Annotated in this window: 16 protein-coding genes; 7 read left to right on the plus strand and 9 right to left on the minus strand. The window is 43.0% G+C overall.

Features of this window, described 5'->3' with window-relative positions:
• Positions 1 to 32: 32 nt before the first annotated feature.
• The gene (locus ACIGBM_RS05040) at positions 33 to 1,013 is read right to left on the minus strand and encodes an RDD family protein (protein ID WP_397476963.1); all 981 of its coding nucleotides are present in this window, start codon (positions 1,011 to 1,013) and stop codon (positions 33 to 35) included.
• 114 nt (positions 1,014 to 1,127) lie between these two features.
• Complete coding sequence (gene ppsA, locus ACIGBM_RS05045) at positions 1,128 to 3,512, minus strand: phosphoenolpyruvate synthase (protein WP_102091300.1); 2,385 nt, start codon at positions 3,510 to 3,512, stop codon at positions 1,128 to 1,130.
• Positions 3,513 to 4,190: 678 nt separating this feature from the next.
• Between ppsA and ACIGBM_RS05050 the strand changes: the two genes are divergently transcribed.
• The 3 genes from ACIGBM_RS05050 to sthA all read left to right on the plus strand — a co-directional run bounded on the left by ACIGBM_RS05050 (position 4,191) and on the right by sthA (position 7,368).
• On the plus strand, positions 4,191 to 5,087 hold the full coding sequence (locus ACIGBM_RS05050) for a pyruvate, water dikinase regulatory protein (protein ID WP_101205440.1): 897 nt from the start codon (positions 4,191 to 4,193) through the stop codon (positions 5,085 to 5,087).
• A gap of 129 nt (positions 5,088 to 5,216) precedes the next feature.
• Positions 5,217 to 5,618, plus strand: a complete 402-nt coding sequence (locus ACIGBM_RS05055; protein WP_397476964.1) for a DUF4377 domain-containing protein — start codon at positions 5,217 to 5,219, stop codon at positions 5,616 to 5,618.
• Positions 5,619 to 5,718: 100 nt separating this feature from the next.
• Positions 5,719 to 7,368, plus strand: coding sequence for a Si-specific NAD(P)(+) transhydrogenase (gene sthA, locus ACIGBM_RS05060; RefSeq protein WP_057759390.1), 1,650 nt, complete (start codon positions 5,719 to 5,721; stop codon positions 7,366 to 7,368).
• Between the two features lie 93 nt (positions 7,369 to 7,461).
• On the opposite strand, the gene ACIGBM_RS05065 is transcribed toward sthA, so the two are convergent.
• The 5 genes from ACIGBM_RS05065 to ACIGBM_RS05085 all read right to left on the minus strand — a co-directional run bounded on the left by ACIGBM_RS05065 (position 7,462) and on the right by ACIGBM_RS05085 (position 13,841).
• Positions 7,462 to 8,652 carry an ABC transporter permease gene (locus tag ACIGBM_RS05065; RefSeq protein ID WP_397476965.1) on the minus strand — a complete coding sequence of 397 codons (1,191 nt, stop codon included), beginning with the start codon at positions 8,650 to 8,652 and terminating at the stop codon, positions 7,462 to 7,464.
• On the minus strand, positions 8,652 to 9,962 hold the full coding sequence (locus tag ACIGBM_RS05070) for an ABC transporter permease (RefSeq protein ID WP_397476966.1): 1,311 nt from the start codon (positions 9,960 to 9,962) through the stop codon (positions 8,652 to 8,654). Before ACIGBM_RS05070 ends, ACIGBM_RS05065 begins: the two co-directional genes overlap by 1 nt.
• Positions 9,963 to 9,965: 3 nt before the next feature.
• Positions 9,966 to 11,165, minus strand: a complete 1,200-nt coding sequence (locus ACIGBM_RS05075; RefSeq protein ID WP_397476967.1) for an HlyD family secretion protein — start codon at positions 11,163 to 11,165, stop codon at positions 9,966 to 9,968.
• Positions 11,166 to 11,213: 48 nt separating this feature from the next.
• The gene (locus tag ACIGBM_RS05080) at positions 11,214 to 12,080 is read right to left on the minus strand and encodes a YihY/virulence factor BrkB family protein (RefSeq protein WP_397476968.1); all 867 of its coding nucleotides are present in this window, start codon (positions 12,078 to 12,080) and stop codon (positions 11,214 to 11,216) included.
• Positions 12,081 to 12,182: 102 nt separating this feature from the next.
• Entirely contained in the window at positions 12,183 to 13,841 is a 1,659-nt protein-coding gene (locus tag ACIGBM_RS05085) for a TolC family protein (protein ID WP_397476969.1), read from the minus strand.
• Positions 13,842 to 14,368: 527 nt separating this feature from the next.
• Here ACIGBM_RS05085 and glpK point away from each other — a divergent pair.
• The 4 genes from glpK to ACIGBM_RS05105 all read left to right on the plus strand — a co-directional run bounded on the left by glpK (position 14,369) and on the right by ACIGBM_RS05105 (position 18,947).
• Positions 14,369 to 15,979 (plus strand): glycerol kinase GlpK, encoded by a 1,611-nt coding sequence (gene glpK / locus ACIGBM_RS05090; RefSeq protein WP_397476970.1) that lies wholly within the window; start codon positions 14,369 to 14,371, stop codon positions 15,977 to 15,979.
• 235 nt (positions 15,980 to 16,214) lie between these two features.
• On the plus strand, positions 16,215 to 16,727 hold the full coding sequence (locus ACIGBM_RS05095) for a hypothetical protein (protein ID WP_057759401.1): 513 nt from the start codon (positions 16,215 to 16,217) through the stop codon (positions 16,725 to 16,727).
• Between the two features lie 267 nt (positions 16,728 to 16,994).
• Positions 16,995 to 18,017 carry an endonuclease/exonuclease/phosphatase family protein gene (locus tag ACIGBM_RS05100; RefSeq protein WP_397476971.1) on the plus strand — a complete coding sequence of 341 codons (1,023 nt, stop codon included), beginning with the start codon at positions 16,995 to 16,997 and terminating at the stop codon, positions 18,015 to 18,017.
• A 237-nt stretch (positions 18,018 to 18,254) separates the two neighbouring features.
• Positions 18,255 to 18,947: a TetR/AcrR family transcriptional regulator gene (locus ACIGBM_RS05105; protein WP_057759404.1), complete on the plus strand. Its 693-nt coding sequence runs from the start codon at positions 18,255 to 18,257 to the stop codon at positions 18,945 to 18,947.
• 53 nt (positions 18,948 to 19,000) lie between these two features.
• On the opposite strand, the gene ACIGBM_RS05110 is transcribed toward ACIGBM_RS05105, so the two are convergent.
• Positions 19,001 to 19,777 (minus strand): hypothetical protein, encoded by a 777-nt coding sequence (locus ACIGBM_RS05110; RefSeq protein ID WP_397476972.1) that lies wholly within the window; start codon positions 19,775 to 19,777, stop codon positions 19,001 to 19,003.
• 71 nt (positions 19,778 to 19,848) lie between these two features.
• Positions 19,849 to 25,176, minus strand: a complete 5,328-nt coding sequence (locus ACIGBM_RS05115; protein ID WP_397476973.1) for an SdrD B-like domain-containing protein — start codon at positions 25,174 to 25,176, stop codon at positions 19,849 to 19,851.
• Positions 25,177 to 25,274 lie beyond the last annotated feature (98 nt).

Below are 25,274 nucleotides of genomic sequence, written 5' to 3' on the forward strand. Positions count from 1 at the left end.
GCTATAAAACCAATAACCAAACCAAAATACTATTATTCAGATTTTGACTTTTTTACCAGTTGGCTACTGTCTGCTTTAACCACTAAGGTTTTGGCAAGTTTGTCATGCCAACCAATGTTTTCAGGGCTTTTAGATGCCATGTAGTAATGGATAGCAATAATCACAAAGCCTAAAAAGCTGGTAAACGAAAACAGTAAGTTATAGATAATAAATAACAGTAACGTACGTGTACCGATAAGCTTAATAAACGAAGGTAGGCGATGCGTGGTTTGATCCACAACACGAATACCAGTGATCAGCTTGCCTAGCGATTGACCACGCATGGTAATAAATACCAATTGTAAGGCAAATAGCCCAAAGACCATCACCTGTGACATCATCAATGTGCTACTAGGAAGGCTTTCCATTAGCGTCATTGAATATTGATAGGCGGCATCCATATCTTGAATGTTTTGAAACTTGGTATAGTCCACATCCATCTTAGTCAATGCCATTACTAATGGCAGTATGGCCAATATATAAAGTAGGCCATTCAATGCAGTCGCCAATACGCGTGACATGATTGGCGCGAGTACCACGTTGCCGACGACTTTATCATTGTCTGCAACAGCCTTTTTGAGAGTAGACTTGTTCAGTGAGACATTGTTGTGCGGCGTTTGATGACGATTGGTCGTCATATCGGCTTTCACGTTTTTAGGACGTTCAGGCTTGCCATATAGTCTGTCTAACGATACTGACTTATCATCTTTCGTTTTATTGGTATCTTCAGGGAAGACGGTCACGTTATTGATGATAGAGTCATTTACTTCAGGCGTGTTAGCACCGGTCGGGCGATAAACCGTTTGGTTATTGGTAAGATCACCTACGCGCTGCCACTGAGCTAAGCCTTCATGCCACATCAAATCATCAAGCAATACTTCACCAGATGCCAGCATGATATTCAGCTGCTCCAACTGATATGGGCCAGCTTGTACGTTATTTCGAGCAAGGAAAATCTGCATAATTGCCTGCATAGTTAGTCATGTCTTAGGACATTATATTAGGGTCTATTTGAAAAAATCAAATAGACCCTAATAGTGGTATCTTTAATGACTGTGTGAATGACCGCTGTGACTAAACGTAGCGGTTTACTTCGCTTCTTCACCAGCTAAGAAGAACCAAGTATCTAGTACAGAGTCAGGGTTCAATGACACTGAGCTGATACCTTGCTCCATTAGCCAAAACGCTAGATCTGGATGGTCTGATGGGCCTTGACCACAGATGCCGACGTATTTGTTTTGCTTACGGCAAGCTTCGATAGCCATAGACAATAGCTTCTTAACAGCAGGATCACGCTCATCAAATAGATGCGAGACGATACCTGAGTCACGGTCAAGACCAAGTGTTAGCTGAGTCAAATCGTTAGAACCGATTGAGAAACCATCGAAATGCTCTAGGAATTCTTCTGCTAATAGGGCGTTGGTTGGTAGCTCACACATCATGATGACGCGTAGACCATTTTCGCCACGTTTTAGACCGTTTTTCTCAAGTAACTCGATGACTTCTTTGGCTTCGCCAACAGTACGTACGAATGGAATCATGATCTCAACGTTGGTCAAGCCCATGTCATCACGTACACGTTTTAGTGCTTTACACTCAAGCTCAAAACAGTCACGGAAGTTATCAGACACATAACGGCTAGCACCGCGGAAACCAAGCATTGGGTTCTCTTCTGATGGCTCGTATAATTTACCACCAAGCAGGTTAGCGTATTCGTTTGATTTGAAATCTGACATACGAACGATAACTGGCTGATCCATAAAGGCAACAGCTAGCGTTGAGATACCTTCGACCAATTTATCAACATAGAAGTCAACAGGTGACGCATAGCCTGCGATACGCTCTTGGATTGCTTGCGCAATTTCGCGTGGCAAGCTGTTCATGTTTAGCAAAGCTTTTGGATGCACACCAATCATACGGTTGATGATGAACTCTAGACGTGCAAGACCGATACCTTCGTTTGGCATTTGGGTAAATGAGAATGCGCGATCTGGGTTACCAACGTTCATCATCACTTTGAATGCTAGCTCTGGCATAGATTCAACAGAGTTAGTCTGTACTTCAAAATCAATCTGGCTTTCATAAATGAAACCAGTGTCACCTTCAGCACAAGAAGCAGTTACGTCTTGACCATCAACCAATAGCTCAGTTGCGTTACCACAACCAACGATAGCTGGCACACCTAGCTCACGCGCGATAATAGCAGCGTGACAAGTACGACCACCACGGTTGGTGATGATAGCAGAAGCGCGCTTCATAACTGGTTCCCAATCCGGATCAGTCATGTCTGATACGAGTACGTCGCCTTCTTCTACTTTGTCCATCTCGTTTAGGTTGCTAACGATACGCACTTTACCTGAACCGATACGCTGACCGATTGAACGACCTTCACACAATACTTTTGCGCCAGTCGTGTCGATGACATAACGTTCCATTACGTTGCTGTCTTGACGGCTCTTAACAGTCTCAGGACGTGCTTGAACGATAAAGATTTCGTTAGTATCACCGTCTTTTGCCCACTCGATATCCATCGCTTGGCCATAATGCTGTTCAATCGTTACCGCTTGCTTGGCAAGTGAGGTTAGCTCTTCAGTCGATAGAGAGAACTGCATGCGATCTTGTTTTTCAACATCAACGGTTTTAACTGATTTAGCAGTGCTGCCTTCATCACCATAAACCATTTTCTTATGCTTGCTACCTAGGTTACGACGGATAACTGATGGCTTACCGTTGGCTAGCAATTTCTTAGAGATATAGAACTCATCTGGGTTAACCGCACCCTGTACAACCATTTCACCTAGGCCATAGCTTGACGTGATGAATACCACTTGATCAAAGCCACTTTCGGTATCTAGCGTGAACATAACACCAGCAGCACCAGTCTCTGAACGTACCATACGCTGTACAGCAGCAGATAGTGCAACACCTTCGTGCTCAAAACCTTTGTGTACACGGTAAGAGATTGCACGGTCGTTGTATAGAGAGGCAAATACTTCTTTAATAGCAATTAGGACGTTATCAATACCGCGAATGTTCAAGAAGGTTTCTTGTTGACCGGCAAATGACGCATCTGGCAAATCTTCAGCAGTGGCAGAAGAACGTACAGCAACAGCGATGTCTTCGCCGCCACTCATGGTTTCAAATGATTGACGTACTTCTTGCTCAAGATCTTTTGGCAGTTCTTGTTCAATAATCCAAGTACGAATCTTTTTACCAGTAGCGGCAAGCTTATTAACATCGTTTACGTCTAGTGTTTTTAGCTCGCTATTGATTTTGTCAAGCAAGCCTGTTTCAGTCAAAAAGCGGTTGAATGCATTTGAAGTGGTGGCAAAGCCGCCTGGAACACTAACGCCTAAATCAGAAAGATGGCTGATCATTTCGCCAAGCGAAGCGTTCTTACCACCAACCATTTCGATGTCGTCTTTTCCTAGCTGATCAAGATTGATTACAAGTGCTGTAGATTGCGCTGCCATGATAACTCCAGAAAATAAGGTTATTTAGTAAAGATTATAACGGTGAATTATACCGCCATATTAGGACAATTTCGAGGGTTTTCACCAAAAAACTTGTTAAAAATATACAAATTGTGGGGTTTGCTACATAAATTGGGGCCAGTTCGATTAGGTTTCGTATTTACTCGGATGAAAAATATCATTGTTAGTGATGATGTTATACGCTTACAGAAGCCAATTACTGCATAAAATAGATGCATTCAAATAAGCCACATTTAGAGTATTTCCATAATTTATGTTTCAATCTTATGTCCATATATTGGAGGTGCCATAAAAAACGTCTTAATAAGAGGTGAATTAACTATGACGACAAGATGAAAAACAATGTTGGTGCTAAGTGTACGCCTGTAACATTGATTTCTATTAAGAGGCTAATATGCGTATAATGTAGCGCATAGATAGTTGATGCACATTGCATGATAAATGTGCGGTATAGGTGTTGAAAAAGGTTCGTTTGAAGAAGGCAGTTATAGAACCTAGTTATACGAGTTATAAAGGCAACTATAAAAAGTCGGGCAAAATTCATGCTATTAATAGTCAATAACTGATAACTGTTTACCAAGTCTGAATTATTACTAAAATCTATACCAAAAACTAAATGAAGGTCACTATTGAGTTTTCAACCGAGGTGTCAACGATATGTACTCAAGCAATCCATCTGAACAAGTTAAGTCCACTATCCAAAATCGCCATGCGCTAAACTTGGACAGCTCACAAGCCATTAGAACGGCGTTTTTTATCTCAGATGGCACAGCGATTACGGCTGAGACACTTGGACGCGCTATTTTGAGTCAGTTTGCCTCGGTTCCTTTTGAGACAAGAGTATTGCCATACGTCGATAGCTTAGAACGTGCGGAAGATGCGGTTGAACAAATCAATATGGCGTATCAGCGCGATGGTTCGTTGCCATTAGTTTTCGATACGATCGTCAATCCTGAAATTCGTGAAAAGATCAACTCAGCACACAGTTGTAATTTAGATATGTATGAAGGTCTGATTGGCCGTGTTGCAGAAGAGACTGGTGTGGAGCCAGATGGTCATTCAGGGCATGCACATGACGATGTCGATTCTGAAACCTATAAAGAGCGGATCGACGCAGTGCATTTTGCCTTAGACAATGACGATGGCGCGCGTACTCGTCACTATAATGCAGCCGATATTATTTTGGTGGGTGTGTCGCGCTCAGGTAAGACGCCGACTTCTTTATACTTAGCATTACAATTCGGTATTCGAGCGGCTAATTATCCTTTAACCGAAGATGACTTGTACGACAATCAGTTGCCAAAAGCATTACGTGAGCACAAAGACAAGCTATTTGGTTTGCTTATTGATACTGATCGCTTGGTAAAAATCCGTCAAGAGCGCCGTGCAGGCAGTCGTTATTCTAGCTATCAGCAATGCCAGCAAGAGCAGCGCGCGATTCAGGGTATCTATATCACGCACGGTATCCCAAGCTTAGATGTATCAGAGATGTCTGTTGAAGAGATTGCCACGCGTATTTTGCAGATGACAGGTCTCAAACGCCGTATTGGGTAGTGAATGTCAGCTTAAACAGTATCTGTTCAATCGGTATCAATAAATGTTCAAGCAGCTTTCGTAAATGCGCAAAAAACACTAATAAACATACATCATTTCATCCTAGATAATTACCATATAGAGAATACTATGATTTCAGCCTATCAATCTATAAAGCCATCGTTGTTGATGGCAGGTTTAATCAGTGCAGCGACTTTACTGAGTGCTTGTCAAACATCACCATTTGCAAAGGATCCAGTACCTGAGCCGCGCTATATTCCAAGTATCGTATTGGGAGAAGCACAGACACTGACCGTTATGCCAAACCGTGTTGCTTGTGCTTCAGAATTGCCAATGCAGTGTCTACTTGCTAAATCTAAAGACGGTAGCGTATTCCAGATTCCTTATGACTGGATCGACGACTTCAAACCAACCCTTGGTACAGAGTACATTATTAGCGCCCGCCCGCAGATTGACGAAGGGCAACAGAGCGCTACTGGTCACTGGACATTGCAAAACATATTGTCACAACGTATGGTGAGCATGCCTTAGTAGGATGGTATTCATTTATCTACATGATACTAACTCATCTACATATTGATTCATTTATATCTCAAACATTTACTCGATAAATAAATATAAAGAGGACATCATGGTAAGTAAAAGTGCAAGCGACGAGACCAACGATACTGGTAAAGATATTCATACCGAAGTATCAAATAAATCTAGCGGACACGTGCCAAGCCCTGAACATACCGAAGGTAAGAACAAAAAAGAAAAGATAGAGCAGACTCACGAGCAAGTGACTGATGATGTCATGCATCATCCTGACCTAGTGAATCCGCTCGATGATACACGAATCGATATTAAATCTGGCTTTACCAAAGACTCTCGCCGTCTAAAAAGTGACGATCATGAGTATGAGTACGACGCCGTTGTTTTAGGGGCGGGCCCTGCTGGTGAAGCCGCTGCCATGAAGCTGACTAAATCTGGTAAAAGAGTAGTCGTCGTCGATCCGCGTGATCAAGTAGGCGGTAACTCTACTCACGTCGGTACAATTCCAAGTAAAGCACTACGCCAATCTGTATTTAACTTGATTAACTTCCGCCGCGATCCAATGTTTACCAAGGCGATGGAATATAAGCAGGTACCGCTAAATGAAGTACTCGCCAAAGCGCGTCAAGTTATTCGTCGTCAAGTCAGTACCCATACACGCTTTTATGAGCGCAACCGTATCGAAGTCATCCAAGGTTGGGCAAGTTTCATTGACGCACATACGCTACGTATTGAAGTCGATGAAAATGTTTATGAAACCATCACTTTCAATAAAGCCATCATTACTGTCGGTAGCCGTCCTTACCGTCCTGAAATTTTAGACTTTAACCATCCACGCGTTTTTGACTCTGACAAAATCTTGCAAATGGATTATGTGGTCAAAAAAATCATCATTTATGGTGCAGGGGTGATTGGTTGTGAGTACGCGTCTATCTTTACTGGACTTGGTTATAAAGTTGATCTAATCAATAACCAAGATCAATTGCTCAATTACTTAGACAGCGAAATCAGTGATGCCATCGCGCATGACTTTAGACAGTTCGGTGTGCTTATCCGTAGTAACGAAGAGATTGATCATCTTGAGACTCATGATGATTATGTGGTTTTACACTTGAAGAGCGGCAAGCGCATCAAATCTGATGCCATTCTTTGGTCAAATGGTCGCTCAGGTAATACAGAAGGCCTGAATTTAGAAGCCATTGGGCTAAAAGCAAATGGCCGTGGTCAGTTAAAAGTAGATGACACTTACTGTACGGACGTCGACAATATCTATGCGGCGGGTGACGTAATCGGTTGGCCATCACTAGCTTCTGCTGCCTATGACCAAGGTCGCTGTGCCGCTGCCTTTATGGTTGGTGATAGTGATGCTGAGCCAGTATCTAGTGTACCGACTGGTATTTATACGATTCCTGAAATCTCTTGTATCGGTAAGACAGAGCAAGAGCTCACGGATGAAAAAGTCCCATATGAAGTGGGTCAGGCATTCTTTAAACATCTGGCACGTGCCCAAATCATTGGTGAACGTTCAGGCGTATTAAAGATATTATTCCATCGTGATACGTTAGAGATTCTAGGCATCCATTGCTACGGTAACCACGCTTCAGAAATTATTCACATCGGTCAAGCAGTGATGAAGTGTAAGAGCAACAATACGCTTGAGTACTTTGTAAATACGACTTTCAACTATCCAACGATGGCAGAAGCGTATCGTGTGGCAGCATTGAATGGTTTGAACCGGGTGTTTTAAACCACCGCTATTAATATTGTATAAATAAAAAAAAGCGCCTACTATTATTAGCAGGCGTTTTTTTATGCTCATAGAGTTAATTGATTTGAAGGTTTATAAGTAGGCTTTTCGCTGTGGAATACGCTTGCGTAAAAATAGCAATAAAACAAAATAGAGCAACCATAAGCCAGCCAACGCATAAAGTCCTATAGCGACTTGAGAGACACTGGCACCCATTTGGTTAAGCTGCACAGAGGTGTTAATTGCAGGCGTGGTTGGTACTAGCCAACGTATTACTTGCAATACTTGAGGCAATTGGTCTGCTGGCCAAGGGTAGCCGCTTAAGAAAAATATCGGTAAGGAGATAAAAATTAATATCTGCATACTGCGCTCACGCTGCCGGAACCATAATCCGAGCACGCAGCCGAGCGTTGCGACTGTCGGACAAAATAGTGCCAAAAACAGCAGCGTACCAAGCATGTTTTGTCCGCGTGGATAATGATGTAACTCAAACGCCCACCCATAATAAAAGCAGCCAACGATAAAGCTAAGTGAGCTTAGCGCTCCAATACGTCCTAGCCAGCCACGTATACTGGTACTGTGACGGCGCTGCTCATACCATGTGCCAATCAGCATCGCAGTCGCCATCAAAAGTGTCTGCTGTAAAATAATAACAGAGACAGCTGGTACGACATAAGCACCATAGCCCTCGGTTTGGTTATACAGTGGCATAATCCGTAGCGGTACAGCTTGCGTGTTCTGTGCTGCGGTAGATGCATAAGCGCCTTTCGCAATGCTTTTCTTTACCTTTATACCTGCCGATACCGTACCTACTGCTTGAGAGAACCCCAATTGGACGTTTTTATTTAAAATAAAATAACCGCCATTACCCAGTACGCTAACGTGCGCTTGCTCTCCGGACTGAACTTGTTCTTCAAGACCAGCTGGAATCACCATATAGCCTGCAATTTGATCTGACCATATGGCTTCTTTGGCAGCCTGCTCATTGATAAATCGTTCAGTGTCTAAATATGGACTAGCACTCGTATAGCGTACGAGAGTACGCGATAAGTTGCTGTTGTCATGATCAATGATACCTACTGGCACATGATTGACCACCTCAGACGAGTAAGGCCAGGGATAGAAAAACCCATAGATAATAGGGGCAATAATCAACATCAAAAGTACGCCTTTATCACTAAAGACGTCTTTGAAAGTTTGAATAAAGCTGTTCCAAAAACTTTGTGATGCTGGCGTGACCGTTGATGTAGTTTTTGAGTGTGTATTATTTGATTGTGCAGACATTAGCGTGCTCCCCAACGTTCAGGATGCGCCAATGCGCGTTTGGTTAATAGTGCCGCAAGTATTAGCGCTATTATGGCTGCAAGCATGAGGCCATAGACGATAGGTAGCGAGATGGCGATCGGTGCTTGCATTTGTAACTGTGCAATATGGAGTTTGAGATAATGCGTTAGCGGCAGGGCATTTGACCAATATTGCGCGCTATCACTAATCGCAATATAAGGAAAAGTAACACCTGCAAAGGCGTAAGAAGGCGCTGAAATAAATCCAGTAGTCGATAGACCCATACGTAATGAAAAAGAATTCAAAGTAAAAATAGCACCTAGCCAAAACGACAATACCATTAGGCACAGAAACCCAGCATAGACTGCCATAAGAGACATGATGTTGATATTCTGATTGGACGTTGCCAGCCACAATATTAACGCTGACCACAAGCTATAAGCCAGTATTGGCCAAAAGTATTTACCTAATAAGCCAAATCCTAACACTGATAAGCTGACCGAATGGGGCACTTTTGCGCTTGACGATGATGCTTTGTTATCGCTGCTATCTTGTTTGGTTGATAGCGAAGATGTCGTTTTTGAAGGTTTAGATAAGGTTAAATGAGGCTTTCCTATATCAATAAAACGGTACCAGCGACCGATATTCTTATCACGTAACTCGCGGCCAATCGTGGTTGCGCCAATGACCATTGCCAGTATATGTAATAAGGCAGGTATGACGGTCGAAGCCAAAAACTGCTGATAATTGGTCGCAGCATTGAATAAGCTAATACGCTGCACACTGATAGGCGCGTAAGCCGTCATCGCTTGTGATGGTGCTACGCCTTGTTTGACCAAACGTTTAATCTCTACACCTGCGGATAATGTACTAGCGACTGCTTGGACACCTGCCTGAATAATACCAGAGTGTGTACCGTACTGTGCATTAACTTGTAGAGTCAACGGAGCAGGCTGGCTCGATAAGATATTACGAGAAAAGTCCTCTGGGATAATGACAACAGCGTAAATATCGCGCTGTAAAATCGCAGCCTCTGCATCTGCTTGGGAGTAATAAAGCTGTCTGACTGTCAAAGTAGGACTGGCCTCTAAGTAACGGACGGCAGTATTGGCAACAGCGCTGTTGTCTTGATCGATGACCCCGATAGGCAAATCGGTAATTTGAGTCTGTGAAAATATCCACCATATTAGCAGCACCGTTGCCAGTGGTATCCATACCACCATGCTAAAGTCCCAGTGATTTTTTGCCAAAAAACGGCGCTCGTAGGCTGCACTGCGTAAAAAAGCCTCACTTAACTTAGTCAAGTGCATGGCTTACTCTTGGTTCTGATTGACAGGAGTAGAGTTGATACGTACGACCACACTCATACCTGAGCGGATACGGGCATCGGGCTTAGATGGTCGTGCCTTTACCTCAAAAGTGCGCACATCAAAACCATCATCGTTATTGGTCGGACGCCAAGTGGCAAAGTCTGATAAGGTCGATGTCGCATAGACGGTAAACTGTTTTGTATAAGGCTTATCCGCTGATGACAGCGCTGGGATAGTACCGGTAAATGTCTGACCAATAGCAAATTGATTTAAATAAGACTCAGTGACGTTAAGTACCACCCATTGGTCATTAGTATCCACCAACGTCAGGAGTGGAACCCCTTGACCGATAACTTCTCCAGCACTCACGATGACATTGTCGACGATACCAGCGATAGGACTTCTTAGGTTCGCTTCCTCTTTTGCTACTAGCGCTTCATCGAGTTTTGCATCGACCTGTGCGACTTGTGCAGTGGCCGCTGACTTATCTTCAGTACGTGCGCCTTCTAGTGCCAAATCATATTGCAAGCGAGCTGCTTCGGTTTGGTCTTGAGTAGCAAGATATTGCGCATACGCCTCATCGCGCTTTTGTCGCGCCATCAGTCCTTCTTCGTAAAGGCGATTGACACGCTGATAGGTGTTTTCTGCCAAGTCAGACGCCGCTTTATTGGCTTGCCAAGCAGCTTTTGCTTGGGCGATTTCTTGCGGGCGCGCACCATTCTCTGCTTTGTCTAATTGGCTTTGCGCGATTTGCTTACCAGCACGTGCTTGATTAATCTTGGCATTAATCTCAGGCGAATCCATCTCAACCAGTTGCTGACCTGCCGTTACCGTATCACCCTCTGTTACCATAATTTGGGCAATACGCCCTGGTACTTTTGCAGCGATCGACGTTTGCTGCATTTGCATTTGTCCTTGCAGCGTAATAACTTCTGGCTCGCTATGCGCATTACTTTTGTATAAGCCGTACGCAATCGTACCAAGGACAATCAGTATGAATAGTGCAAGTAATGCTTTTTTTATATGCGCAGATTTGTCAGTTTTAGAGGCGTCACGATTATAAGTAGGTGTCGGTTGCTCTGGTTCAATATCAGACACGTCTTCTACAGGATCGATTGAATTTTGTATATCTTGAGAGGTCACTGACTCGGTTGCATCAGCTGATTTATTTGAGTCGTCTGATTCGCGTGGTAATTCTGTCATGACAATGAGATTCCTAAAGCAACAAAGTTGAAAATAAAGGGTTTATTACTAGTACACTCGAAACGCATAAGGCTTGGCGTTGTCTATGGTTTCAGAATTAAAAATAGCACCAAGAGCGACGATAAATGCTGAATAATAGAGCCACAGCATAATGACCACAGCAGCTGAAAGCGCGCCAAACTCAGCACTATAGTTATTAAAATTTTGCACATAAATTGAAAATAAGATGGACAATATAATCCATAAGACAGTGGCTAACGCGGCGCCCGGCATCAACTTTTTGAGGGCGACGGCATCACGATTTGGGGCTAGACGATAAAGGCCTAAAAAGCTTAAGAATATGATACCTGTCAATATGGGCCACCTGCTCCAAAGCGCAATTGTCTTTGCTATCTGAGGGAAAGGGAAGTAGGCAGCTCCCAAGGGAATAATCGCGATAGAGGAGACTGCGATAATCAATACGACTACTGCTGCGAAGGTCAAACCAACTGCGCGAATCGTGCTTTGTACAAAATTGCGCTCCTGAGTTATATGAAACGCAAGATTAATAAGAATAATTAAAGATTTGATACCTTTAGAGCCCGCGTAAAGTGCGAGCAAGGACGATACAAGCAGGCTGAAAGTCAGGGCAGACGTAGTCGTAGAAACCAACTCGCTCAGACGGGAGTTGAGCACTTCATATACTGTATCAGGTATAAACTGACTCAAAAGCGAGATTTGCTCTTGCATCTCAGCAGGAGAAAACGCAAGACCATAAAGCAGGACAAACACAGCCATTACTGGAAAAATTGATAAGAATCCAAAGAAACCTACACTTGCACAATGCGCCCAAACATTAGAGTTATTGGCAATACGCCACGTTTCTAGTAACGTCTGTAGCCAGTTTTTTATCGATTTAGAGGTCAATTTTTTCATAAAAGCAGCTGTTCGTAATAGGGTTGGTAATAGTAATTTCGCTGTCGGCTTCATGGTAATACAAAGCGTTTATCAGCACGACTTATGGCTTCTCACGTTACATCATTGCTCAGTATATAAAGTAGGCAATTGAATGTCAGCGGCATTGAGATAAGCATTAAAAGCAAGTGGCGTACCGCAGCTCTGCATAAGGGCAGCCAGTGACTGTACATAGTCATTAGCAGCTTGTGCTTGCTCAGTACGTGCCTTAAGTGATTGCGTTTGTGCTTGCACCACGTCAACGGTGGTATTTACACCTTCTTGTAACCCTAAGCGTCGTAGTCGCAATACTTCTGCTGCCAAATCAACATTACTTTGCAATGCCTGATAGCGTGATTGGGCATTATTGACATCGTGCCAGTTTTTTTCTACCAGTAGCAATAAATTGTCACTGACTTCAATCTCAGAGAGATCGGCCTGACGAATTTTGGCACTACTGGATGCTAATGATGCGGCTTTATCGAGTCCGCCCCATAGCTTCCAACTGGCAGATATACCAGCGACCCAGCTTGGATCTTTCTCCACCTGACCATAACCGTATAGCAATACCGTAGGCTTGTAGCCTGTATCTGATAGCGCATGTAACTGCTGAGCCTGTGCTCGCTTGGCTGCAACTTTTTGTAGTCCAGGATGATTGTTTAGTGCCAAGTCCTGAAAGTAGCTCACATCTGGTAGAGCGCGACTAGAGACAAACAAAGGTGTGGTCGGCTTGATGCGATAGTCGGTACGTAGTAGACGCTGTAGCGCAATCATAGCTAGGCGCGCGTCATTATTGGCATTGACGGATTCACTCTTGGCATCCGCAAGCGCCGACTGTGCTTCTAGTCTATCGACACGTGAGATAAAACCTTCTTCAAACAGACGTTCGGCCATATGGTCGGTCTGTTGCAATGTATCGTAAGCGTCTTCTCGTAAGTAAGCAGCGATAATCGCTAGCTGTGCCTTAAAATAACGCTCAATTAACGTATTATAAAGCTCATTTTTATCCAGTACGCTATCAGCCATCGCTTCTTGCGTACGTGCATCCGAGGCGCCAGTCAGTGCGTCTGTGCGCCCAGCAGTATAAATAGGCCAAACGACACCAAGACCTGCACCCGACGTAGAGCCTGAGCGCTTGAGGTTATAAGAGTCGGGAATACGCTCACCGACCAGCTCACCAAAGTCTGGTAGGTCTGCTGTAGGAGGGACTATGTTATCTACGCCATTGTTTACTTCGTTGACGATACCGCTTCTGAGAGAGGATAAATCTATATCCTCATCTAAATGATAGGCACTGGCAGATACTCGAGCAAATACGAGCGGATTGTCGATGGTTCTGAGCGCGTCAGTTTGGTATTCGCTAGCGGCAATTGCTGCTTGATTGGCAGCGATTTTAGGTGATACTTGTACCAGAAGCTTCTGCGCTTGCTCTAAGCTCAAAAAGCTTGAGACGTCTAGTGCGTAGCTGTTATCGACGGCTTTATGTGTAATAGGGTCAACAAGCGTAGACAGTGCCTGCGACTCAGCGTGTTGAGGGTTTGGTACTGTATGAAAAGGCGCTGCAGCTGGTTTATTATTATCAGTCAGACTATCAACATCTATGATTTGTGTCACAGCCACTGGTGTAACATCATCTGACACTTCTATACTGTCAGTGTCAGTGCTCGCGTAAGTCATGACAGGCACGCTCATTACTGCAACTGTCATCATAGCAGTCGGTAGCGCTGATAAAATGAATTTCATAAGTCACATAAGCCATTAATTAGAATGTAAGGTATTATAAAATAAGGAACAGCACCAATAGGTTTCATTGCTCAGGATATAAAGTTGCTGAACTATTATAGACTATTTGCCAGCTAGCGAAAAAATGATGCTTAAATAAATCATTCATATTCTAATATAAAAATACGTCTATATTAAAAGCGCTAACAAGCGGTCATTCGTCATAAGAGGTACACTGTAGAGCCACAATGGTGACGGGTCAATGCTCAGTATTTTGCCGTTTTCTATTGTGCAGCCAGTAGCGGTATGATAGAGGTTGGATTTAATTTTTAAATATCTGTTTATAAGTAACAACATAGCCAATAAGACGTTTTAAATTCGCGCAATTTATTTTTAGTTAGATTTTTTTTTAATCTTATTATGAAAACATTTAGGTAGTAATTAATAAATAAAAAATGCTCAATAAGCATTAGTCGATAAGTAGCAGTCAATGAATAGTCACTAAATGGCTATCTAATAGAATAAATAATATTAGTAGAGGGTGTGTCATGGCAGGGTATATTTTAGCGTTGGATCAAGGGACTACATCGAGTCGAGCGATATTGTACGATGATCATGCGCGTCCTATCAAAATGGTACAACAGCCAACGACGCTGCAAACACCAAGAGCTGGGTTCGTTGAACAAGATGCACAGCAGATTTGGCAAACTCAGATTAGCTGTGCACACGATGTTATTAATCGGGCAGGGCTGCTTGCCACTGACGTTACCAGTATCGCGATTACCAATCAGCGTGAGTCGATTGTGATGTGGGATAAGCAAACTGGCAAGCCACTGGCTCCTGCCATCATTTGGCAAGACAGGCGTACCGCAAATTACTGTAAGACGCTTGCTGCTGAAAGTGCTAGCAATAGTATGAATGACCCTGTGCATCAGGATGTTGATAGTATCAACATGGCACACGAGGTTCAGCGTATTACAGGTCTGCGTTTAGACCCATATTTTAGTGCCAGTAAGATCGCTTGGTTGCTCGAAAATAACCCGAAGCTTAGTGTACGAGCCAGCAAAGGTGAGATAGCGGTCGGCACGATTGATAGTTGGCTGATTTATAAGCTCACAGGCGGGGAGCATGTCATCGATGTGACCAATGCTTCTCGTACATTGTTATTCGATATCCATAAGCTGGCATGGTCAGAGACACTTTGTGACCGATTTGCTATACCTATGAATATATTGCCTAAAGTACTATCGTCCGACGGTGATTTTGGCAAAACCAAAAAAGGCCTGTTTGCAAAGCAAATACCCATTCAAGCGGTATTGGGTGATCAGCAAGCAGCGCTCTTTGGACAAGGTTGCCTTGATGCAGGCATGGCCAAAAATACTTATGGCACAGGCTGTTTTATGCTGATGAATATTGGCCAGCAGCCAAAATTGAGTGAGCATAAGCTACTAACCACCATCGCGTGGCAACGTAAAACGTCACCAATTCGTCCAGACAATTTATCATTTGACCAAATCGTACAATCAGGCAAACGCATGCTACAACCACCCAAAAAGGAAGTCACTTATGCCCTAGAGGGCAGTGTATTTATGGCAGGGGCTATCGTTCAATGGCTGCGTGATAATTTGGGTATGATTCAGCAAAGTAGTGATGTCGAAGACTTAGCCCGTCAAGTAGACAGTAGCGAAGATGTTGTTCTATTACCTGCCTTTACTGGACTGGGCGCGCCTTATTGGCGTTCGGATATCAGTGCTAGCATTACTGGTATGAGCCGCGGCACTACTAAGGCACATATTGCACGCGCTGCATTGGAGGCTGTGGCTTATCAAACTTATGATGTGCTTATCGCTATGCAGAAAGACAGCCCTCATCCTTTGACTGAGCTTAGAGTAGATGGCGGCGCTGCAAATAATGATTTACTCATGCAGTTCCAAGCAGATTTGTTGGGTGTTCCGGTATTACGTCCTAGAGATACAGAGATTACGGCAAAGGGCGCGGCACTACTCGCAGGTCTGAAAACTGGGCTATATGATGAATCGACCATGAAAGCTTCATGGCAGGTAGATCGCGTGTTTGAACCAAGTATGTCGGCTGATACTCGTGAGCGTCATCTTGCTAAATGGCAACAGGCTATCAAAAGGTCTCTAATGCCGTTATAAGATTGATTTACTTCATAAATTTGTCATAGCTGTACATTTATAATTACTCAAAGTATGAGGCTGCCGTACACAAATGTGATAAAGATACAGGCTGTAACGCAAGATAATCGCAATACGGACACAGTTTACAAAATCGGCCTATCTGTCCTTACCTATAAATTTCTATACTTCAATTGGATTTAGTAAGACCGTTAATAATTAGCAAATAAATAATAAATAATTTAAGGACAATACTATGAGTAACCATGATGCTATCGATCGCAGTGAAGTAAAACACATGTCAAAAGAGACAAAAGAAGATTTAAACGCAGACATCATTACCGGTGAGCCAGGCTCGCATCCAGTAGGTACAGGTATCGGCGGTGTAGGCGGTGCAGCAGCAGGTGCAGCTATCGGTACGATGGCAGGTCCGTTAGGTACACTAATTGGTGGTGCTATTGGTGCTATCGTTGGTGGCGGCGCAGGTCATGCAGCAGCAGAAGCCATCGATCCAACTCACGAGGAAGCGTATTGGCGTGCAGAGTATGCAAACGCTGACTACCATAGAGAAGAATACGATTTCGACCGTGACTTACATCCAGCATATGCAGTTGGTTATGCAAACCGTGCTCGTTATCCAGTAGATGCTCGTTTTGAAGATCATGAAGCAGATTTAGAGCGCTCATGGCATGAAGTAAAAGGTGAGTCTCGTATGGAATGGAACGAAGCGCGTCAAGCATCACGTGATGCATGGAACCGCGTATCATAAGACAGGTTAAATAACTAATAGGGCGGTTAAGGCAAATAGCTTGGCAACCAATACATTTAGTAATTAGCTAATATCAAGGATTGCTATATTATTACCTAAAATAGATTAATTGTATGTCCAGTTCTATTAGTAAATCTACTTATCAACATTTATGCTATTTTAAAACTTCCAAAGTTTAACTTTGGGAGTTTTTTTAGGCATAAAATTTGCAACGTATACACATAAGTGAATATTATGTACTATAATAATGAGAACGATGGGGAATATATGAGTAATAATACTGAAGGCAATAAACAGTTTTATATCGCAACGGCAAACCTGCTGAACTTTGCGAACCCTAATCGAACTTATTATGAAAATGCGCCAGCTTATAACGATAAAGCCTACGAACATAAGCTGCGAGGTCTTACAGATTTATTGGCTAAAGCGCATGCTGACATTATCGCAGTACAAGAGGTTTGGGATAGTAATGCATTAGAGGCGCTGGCTGTTTCACTAGGTTTCAAGCCTGAGCATGCGGTCATTCCACTTGCAAGTAATGATAGCGCCAGTATATATACCAAAGGCATGGGTGCACAGAATACACCTGCTGTCGGTATTATCAGCAGATTTAAGCAGTTAGAAACCAGTTTGCTAGAAAATATAGCACCGAAAGCCATTATTGATGTACCTGATATCGGTCCCTATCAACGCTTCAACCGTCCTCCATTAGTGTTACGTGTTGACGCATACGGGCAGCCTATTACTATTATTACAGCGCATCTAAAAAGCAAACGTGCTTTTTTCTTACGTGACGAAAACGGTGATTTATTAGAAGACATGGACGATCCAAATATTCGAGTTCGCGCCAAGCTTCGTAGTTTATGTATGCGCGCGGCAGAAGCTGCCTCTATCCGTATGTCTATCATAGAACGATTGCAACATACCCGTGAACCATTGATTCTATTGGGCGATATGAATGATGTCACAGGTAGCGTGACTACTCAGTTGATGACAGAAACTGGGGAGGTTAATTACGATAAAAGTATGCGTGATGTTGCACTGTTTGATGCTGCTCGGATTCAAGCAAGATATGGCTGGATGAAAGATGTTGCCTATACCCATATATATCAAGGCATGCCAGAAGTTATCGACCAGTTATTTGTCTCAGAAGAGTTTTTGCCTGATAGTAAGTTTTCGCTCGGTTATGTTGAACGGGTCGATTATTTTAATGATCATTTAAAGTGGGACTATGCCGATAGAGTCACTGATCATGGTATTATAAGGGCGAAAATAAAACTCAATGATTAACTTTATAAAATTAGACGGTTAGCTCTATTAAATTGCTGATCGTAGTATTGTTTTTTAACCTATTCATGTCCCTTGCTTGATAATGTGCAAGCGTTTATGATGCCTCTGCATTGAATAGAGTATTGACCATATAGGCTTTATATTTTAGCCAACAGTCAACCATCCTTTATTTGAGGATAAATACTATTCAATGCAGATTATATTTATAAAATAGGGCGCAACATTAAGAGATTCACAATGAGTGATAATAAAGACGAAAAGATTGAAGATGTGTTAGTAGATTCGGAATTGGCAAAAAAGCTTGTACCTAATAAGTTTAAGTTTACTAGCCAGCAAGGCCGTGCACGTCGTCAAAAACTATTGGCTGGTGCCAAAAAATTGAGCGAAACACATGCTATTAACGATATTACGTTAGCAGCTGTGTGTGAAGAAGCGGGTATACCAAGAGCGTCTGCTTACCACTTTTTCCCTAATATTGAAGCAATATTTTTAGCATTGCGTTTTTTGAATGCGATTGAAATATTAGAGATGGTAGAGACGGTCGATATTGGTAACTATGACAGATGGCAAGGGTATCTAACGGCGCTTATCGATCGTTGTATTACGATATTCCATAACGATGAGACAAAAGCCAAGCTTATCTATGACACCAATACACCTGATTTTGAAGGTGACAGCTTCGGTGAAGATATGGATCATCAAATTGTTGATCTGGTCTATAAGCGTTTGTCAGAGCGTTATGAGATGCCAAACTTCCATGATATCCAAGATACCTTGTTGATTGCTTATAGCATCGTAAATGCTATCTTTACGTTGTCTTATCGCCGTCATCAGAGTATTACTGAAGAGTATATCCAAGAAGCAAATACAGCATTTATTGCTTATTTACGTTGTTACCTACCAGAAAAGTTGCCACGTAAAAACCGCTAATTGAACTTGAGTTAAACACGAAAAAGCCGACAAATATGTCGGCTTTTTTACGTCTAACGGTTAGATGTTAAATCTTGTCCACGGCAAGTATCATCGCTCGCATCTAAAGGCGAGTACTGTTTATGATAACTGACTATTGACTTCTCTAGCGCTACATTGGTCTGTGAGTTATTGGCATTGACATAAGCTTCGCGGGCCTGCTCAAGCCAGCGATCGGCCATGCGAAAATGCATACCAGATTCGCGCCAGCCTCGCGCACATTGATTGGTTGCTGCCCAAATTAAAGCCACTTCACTAAATGCCATCTCACGTGGTGCTGACGCTATGCCATCACCGTCTTTAAGTGCGCTTACAGTTGCCCATAGATCAGGGCGCATTAAGGCAGAGGTAGACGGAATATCTTGATGCAAGCCCAAGTCTTGTACCGTGTCATTATCTAGCGCTTGCAATATAGGCTCTGCCATTTCTAACGCAACTTGACCTGCGGATGAGCGGCTATTCATACTGTCTTGATGAATAGCATAGTTCAACCACGCTTGCGCTTTGTAAGCGAAATACTGTTGAGCGGCTGTCTTGTCTTTTTGTTGATAGGGTTTTAATTGCGTGACCATACAATTTAACAGGCGCTGTTGTTCGCTTTGATATCTATAAGAGCGTACTTGAGTCTGACTATCATCGCGGCAGTATTCAGCCATGCTAGTTGAATTAGCCACTTGGACAGTCTCACTTTTAGCTAAAGCTGGCTGCATAAAGGTTAACGAAAATAAAGCTGATAGTGTAACGCATACTGAGCGCTTGAAAGGTGCTGCATTGATGGCTGAATCAAACATGGTGTAAACCTTATGTTAGAGTGTGTCCTCGTTTGGCAAAAATGAGTCCATTTTTAGAATGAGAACACGCCCTAAAATGCAGAGTTGCTGTTTAGGCGTTTATTTTTGCGAGGATCTTCGCGTTTGAATAAGTCTTCATCAAACTTAAAGCGTAGTCTAAAGTAAGCGCCTTCTTGAGTACTGTCGTCATAAGCAATATCTTCATCTTCAAAGCCCATGAAGTTATAACCAAGTGACAACCAAAGATTGGTCATTGGGCTATAGCCCACTTCTGCACCAAGCATATAGGCCAAATCATTCGCTTGCTCATTCCAGTAAGTTCCCGCTTGCAAGCCAACATCCCATCGTTCACTGATGTCATAAAGGCCACGGCCGTAGACCGCATGAGCCGTGTTATCACTGGTCAATCCATCTGCTTGATACTCTGTATACTTACCTGCATAACGACCAGACAGTGTCAGCGGACGTGTGGGATGGTAATTGCCATTCCATGACCAAACGGTCGTATTTTTTTGATAAGCATCGTCACCAGTGTTGTTGTCATCCAAACGATATTCGAGCTTTGCAAGCATATCTAGCTGATTGCTGTCGTAGTCACGATACGCAGCACCTAGCTGAAAACGATTGATAGTGCGATCACCATCACTATAGTCAGTGCGTGAATAGATGTCTTTGGCTAAGAAGGTAACCTCATCAGTATAGCGATAGGCGATACCAGCACTACCAAGTAGCGTATCACTTGTTTCGCCCCAACGTTTTTCAAAACGTCCCGATGCCTTATAATTCTCTTTGGCAAGATATTCAACACCGATACCTGCCGCTGTTGCAGTGTTACTTTCTTCACCTTCCAGAGATTCAACACGCTCAAATAAAGTGTTTAAGGTTAAACCTTCTTGAACATACCACTTGTTTTTTAGACCAATAGCTGCTTCTGCCTCACGTGCACTGATGGCGTCACGCATGCGGTATTCGCTATAAACCTTACCATCTTTCATGTAAGTGGCATCAAAACCAACAGTGGTACGTTGACGCTCATCTGTATCATCAAGACCATAAGTACCAGATAGGCTATTAATCAAATCATGACGTGCGTATAGTCGACCTAGATTTCCGAGTGGTGTCTCACCACCGATAGAAGTTGCATTACGTGAGCTGTTTTCGATATCTTGCTCATACTCTGCAAATACCAAGCTGTTATTCAACTTAGGTAGACGAGAGGTAACACGAGCACGAACAGTCGTACCTTCAATATCTTCTTCAGCGTTACTAACGCTGCTCAACGCTGACTGATTGATAATGTCATCATTAAACAAAGTGTCGTCTGTAATATCTACAACGTCTGTCGCGGCTTGAGTATTACGTGAGGCAGCAGTCGCGTCTTGTTTGTAATAACGAACCCCAATTTCACCAACGATGTTTTCGCTTAAACGATGCTCAACGCTTGCCTGCACGCCTTCGCGGCTAGCGTCAGTAGTATGCTCTTCTGTGCGTATACCTTCTAACTTAAGAGCAGTTTTCTTATCATTTAGAGTATGAGTAACCTCTACACCAGATTCAGTACGTCCAGCGGTAAGCGGTGATGCACCAGTGACAAAACCTTCATCAGCATCATTATAATAAGCTTTAGCTCGCGTATTTTTCTTATTATCAAAATCAAGCTCAATACGTAATGCGTTACCTTCAACGTCACTATCAGTCAATTCTGTCGCGTTGATTTGATTGCTTGACTGAAAATTTGGGTTCTCAGCTTTGTTCATCGCATATTCAGCGACCAGCTTTAGCTTATCATTGAATTTAACAACACTATTAACACTAGCCAACTCTTCTTTGTTCAATGGGTCATCGCTATTCACATAGCTACCACCGATGGCGACTTTATTCGTTAGTTGCTGCTTCGCGGCAATACCACCGACCAAATAATCTTCACCACCTTCATCAACTTCGACAGTGACACGGATATAGATAGGATTTCCTTCGATATCTTGACTAGCAATTGGTGCAGTTAAGAATAAGCTGCGGCTGATGGGGTCAATCTCATAATCAGCAAAGCGAGTAAGCGTCTCACGATTGATAATAAGCCCAGGGTTGTTGGCATCACGAGTAATAACTTCAACTGTTTCAGAGTTTTCTAATACCGCATCGAAGTTCTCAGCCAATGGATATGGGCCTGAAATGCCCAAACCGCGAGTCTCATTTACACGTTGGCTAGTACTGGTCTCTGCTAAAAAGGCAGTAACACGAGTATTGCTATCTTCAAATTGAGCCTTTAGGCCAGTTAATGTACGGTTATATTGACCAAGCTTGATACCTTCGTCATCATCAATCTGAGTTTTTAAATCACCATACATAGCGAACGAACGACCTTTATCAAGGCGCACGTAAAGCTTGCTAGTAGACTGCGCATCAAAGCCTTTGGCTGATGAGTCGCCATAGACAGGATAGTATTCGCCCGGATCGATATCACGGAACAAACGCTCGCCTTTTTTATCACTATCATATGCAAGCGTTAGCAGATAGTCGCCGCGTACTTTTCCTTTTAGGAACATCGCGGCACGACCAGAAGCTGTGTAATCATCATTGCCAGCAAAGTCATTTAGCTCTTGCTCAAACGCACCTTGAGCATCGGTAATGCTGCTACCATCAAAGTCTTTTAGTGAAATAGCACCTTCTACAATACCAACAGCGAGTAGTGGACGTAGTTGAGCAGTAAACTGTAACGGAATGATTTGTTTGCTGCTACCAGTGTCAATTACTAGCTCGCCCTTACCTGGTACGCTTGACGCGATGACTGGTATGAGTAGCTCACCACCTGATACAGTCACTTGGGTGCCAGCTTGATCTTTGCTGCTGTCTTCCAAATTGATACGACCGATATTAGTATCAAGCGTAAGAGAAGTAGTACCAATATAAGGACGATTATCGCGATCTTTTAGGCTGATGACGACTTGGTATTCACTAATACCGTCAGCTGGAACTAATTGTGCTTGGGTACGGTAGTCGATAGCTTGTAGGCTATCAGGAGTTAATACCTTAATCGTCTGCTCAGAGATGATCTGACCATTTATATCAGTCGCAACACCGCGTAATGTGTTCTTGCCGCGCTGTAAATCAACAGCATAGTAATCGAAAGCCGTTACATTCTGTTTTTCTTGCTCAGCAGTTTTACCTATTTTTTGTTCTGATACAGCTTTGCCGTTGGCATATAGTGTGAACACAGACCCAAGCGGTGCCTGAACCTGTACCATTTGTTTATAAGTGCTAAGCTGCTGACCTTCGTTTAGGTTAATGAAGGCAACATCGTTACTCGCCACTTCTTTTAAGTATTCTTCGAGCTCTTTTTCTACTGGCGGAGCAACAGTGGTCACTGTCATATCAACACGGCTATCTACTGGATTGGCCATGTCATTAACGATAGCCGAATCACAGTTATTACCAAGGTCTAAGTCACCATTGATGTTACAACCACTAGCATCTACATTGTCAGTAGTATCGGTATCATAATCAGGATCTAAAGTCAGCTCGGTTTTTACCGCTTGCTCTAACGTGTCATTTTTAGCTTCTACTAATTTGCTACGAGCAATTAGCTCAGCGTTTAAGCGTTCAGTGCTATCTGCCATGCCAGCAACGATTGCAAAATCCGCACGATGTAATTCGCCGTACTTCAAATCAACAAAACGACTACCGGCATCACCAGCATTACGATTGCTTTGGGTAACCAGTTCAGTCTCTCTAGGGATAGTAGTACGATCGACCTTTAGTACGTGTGTTTTGGCACTGATACCATAGAAGTTATATTTACCTTCAGGATCAGTCACGATGAAGTTGCCGTTCTCCATATAGATACGTACACCAGCGACACCAAGTTCGCCGTCTTCTTTTTGCTGAATACCGTCGCGGTTGATATCGTGATAGACCTTGCCGACGATAATACCGTCGGTATTCATCACTCCGCGTTCTACATCAATTTTCCACTGAGCTTCTCTGGAGCCTACACTTTGACCTTGGTCATTTCTAGCAACTGCGGTGGCGCGGTTGATACCATCGCCGCCTAGTGATGACGCACCTATGAGCACACGATAAGTAATTTTTTTACTTTCGCCAACTGCCATGTTTCCTAAGTTCAATACCTGATATTTACCATCAGCTTTAAACTCGGTAGTCTGTGCTTGATTGATATCAAGATTAGTCGTTGGACTAACACGTACACTGTTCTCAACGTAGTCAAAACCACGTGGTAAAGCGTCTTTTAGTTGTACATCGTAAGCAGTCGATTTGCCGTTATTGGTAATATCGATGGTATAGCTGACATAATCACCAAGCTCTGCAGTTTTGACATCGCTTTCTTTAGTGACGACTAGGCTTGCATTATTATCGATGATGTTTACTTGAGAGCTCAGATCATCGATACGTACAGTAAAATCGCTATCATTTGGTAGCTGATCAGCACCTGTGCCAACAGAAGGAGCAATACAAGCTGTTAACTCAGCAGTCAACGTATCGTCGACCAATGTCTGAATCAGTTTATCGTCAATAGCATTGGCATTATTCTGTGTTGGTACAGATAAGTGATATTTGCCTGTATTATTACCAGTTTCAATTCCTTTAAGAGAGTAGGTATCACCAGTCATTGGCGACTTAACAGTAATCCATACTTGATCAGGTTTATCAGATTGCACGTTACACTGCGCGTAACTGGCATCAATATAAACGTTGTCCCCGATTTGCGAGGTGGTTTTAGTACCGTCAAATTGAGGGGTAGTAAAGTTGATTTTAGGTTCAACAATAATCAGTCTGTCAATTGCTTCAACAGCTGCTATTGATGGGTCTTCTAATATGATAGCGCCAATCTTCACATCAGCGGTATCGCCATCTTCACCGTCGGCATCTGATAGAGCCTGTACGATAAGCTGAATACTCTCACTCTGACCAAGTTTGATCTGAGCGCTCAGGTTAACGAGCATGATTTGTCGATCTTCTGAATCGACTTCTCCGTTATTATTAAGATCTTGATAGACTTTTAAATTAGAGACAGTTGGCGATATAGCAAGTGTCAATTCAACAGTCTGATCACTATAGCTGGTGTTACTCAGTACGTTGACCCAACTTACCTGTGTATTAGGCATGACTGTACGTAAAGCATGCTGAGTCAAACTGATACCATATTCAGGTAAATTTGAGGCTTTTACTTGTACTTGGTTTGAGTCAGTACTGATAGTCGTGCTGGTCTCACTGTCAACGTTGTAGCTGGCTTGAGCAGTATTGCTGATCAGCTGTACCAATGTATCAGTTGCAGCAGATGCGGTATTTGATTGCATAAGCAACATTGCAAATGACAGCGCAGAGATCTTCGCTGTATGCAACGTAGCACGATTAGACAGTGTCATTAAAGATTTAGTCATATGTCGCTTATCCAATAAAATATAAAGGGGTAGAGTAGTAACTCTCCAGCTTGGCTAATCAAAATCGATTAGGTCAAGCTGGAGCATTAGTCTATAAG

Origin of the sequence: Psychrobacter sp. NPDC077938 (assembly GCF_044542635.1) — a bacterium.
GTDB lineage: Bacteria > Pseudomonadota > Gammaproteobacteria > Pseudomonadales > Moraxellaceae > Psychrobacter.

Excerpts from the sequence above, each read along its gene's own strand:
- ACIGBM_RS05085 (WP_397476969.1), bottom strand. The coding sequence starts at position 13,841 with ATGAAATTCATTTTATCAGCGCTACCGACTGCTATGATGACAGTTGCA.
- ACIGBM_RS05070 (WP_397476966.1), bottom strand. The coding sequence starts at position 9,962 with ATGCACTTGACTAAGTTAAGTGAGGCTTTTTTACGCAGTGCAGCCTAC.
- ppsA (WP_102091300.1), bottom strand. The coding sequence starts at position 3,512 with ATGGCAGCGCAATCTACAGCACTTGTAATCAATCTTGATCAGCTAGGA.
- ACIGBM_RS05040 (WP_397476963.1), bottom strand. The coding sequence starts at position 1,013 with ATGCAGGCAATTATGCAGATTTTCCTTGCTCGAAATAACGTACAAGCT.
- glpK (WP_397476970.1), top strand. The coding sequence starts at position 14,369 with ATGGCAGGGTATATTTTAGCGTTGGATCAAGGGACTACATCGAGTCGA.
- ACIGBM_RS05065 (WP_397476965.1), bottom strand. The coding sequence starts at position 8,652 with ATGTCTGCACAATCAAATAATACACACTCAAAAACTACATCAACGGTC.
- ACIGBM_RS05055 (WP_397476964.1), top strand. The coding sequence starts at position 5,217 with ATGATTTCAGCCTATCAATCTATAAAGCCATCGTTGTTGATGGCAGGT.
- ACIGBM_RS05105 (WP_057759404.1), top strand. The coding sequence starts at position 18,255 with ATGAGTGATAATAAAGACGAAAAGATTGAAGATGTGTTAGTAGATTCG.
- ACIGBM_RS05080 (WP_397476968.1), bottom strand. The coding sequence starts at position 12,080 with ATGAAAAAATTGACCTCTAAATCGATAAAAAACTGGCTACAGACGTTA.
- ACIGBM_RS05110 (WP_397476972.1), bottom strand. The coding sequence starts at position 19,777 with ATGTTTGATTCAGCCATCAATGCAGCACCTTTCAAGCGCTCAGTATGC.
- ACIGBM_RS05115 (WP_397476973.1), bottom strand. The coding sequence starts at position 25,176 with ATGACTAAATCTTTAATGACACTGTCTAATCGTGCTACGTTGCATACA.
- sthA (WP_057759390.1), top strand. The coding sequence starts at position 5,719 with ATGGTAAGTAAAAGTGCAAGCGACGAGACCAACGATACTGGTAAAGAT.
- ACIGBM_RS05075 (WP_397476967.1), bottom strand. The coding sequence starts at position 11,165 with ATGACAGAATTACCACGCGAATCAGACGACTCAAATAAATCAGCTGAT.
- ACIGBM_RS05100 (WP_397476971.1), top strand. The coding sequence starts at position 16,995 with ATGAGTAATAATACTGAAGGCAATAAACAGTTTTATATCGCAACGGCA.
- ACIGBM_RS05095 (WP_057759401.1), top strand. The coding sequence starts at position 16,215 with ATGAGTAACCATGATGCTATCGATCGCAGTGAAGTAAAACACATGTCA.
- ACIGBM_RS05050 (WP_101205440.1), top strand. The coding sequence starts at position 4,191 with ATGTACTCAAGCAATCCATCTGAACAAGTTAAGTCCACTATCCAAAAT.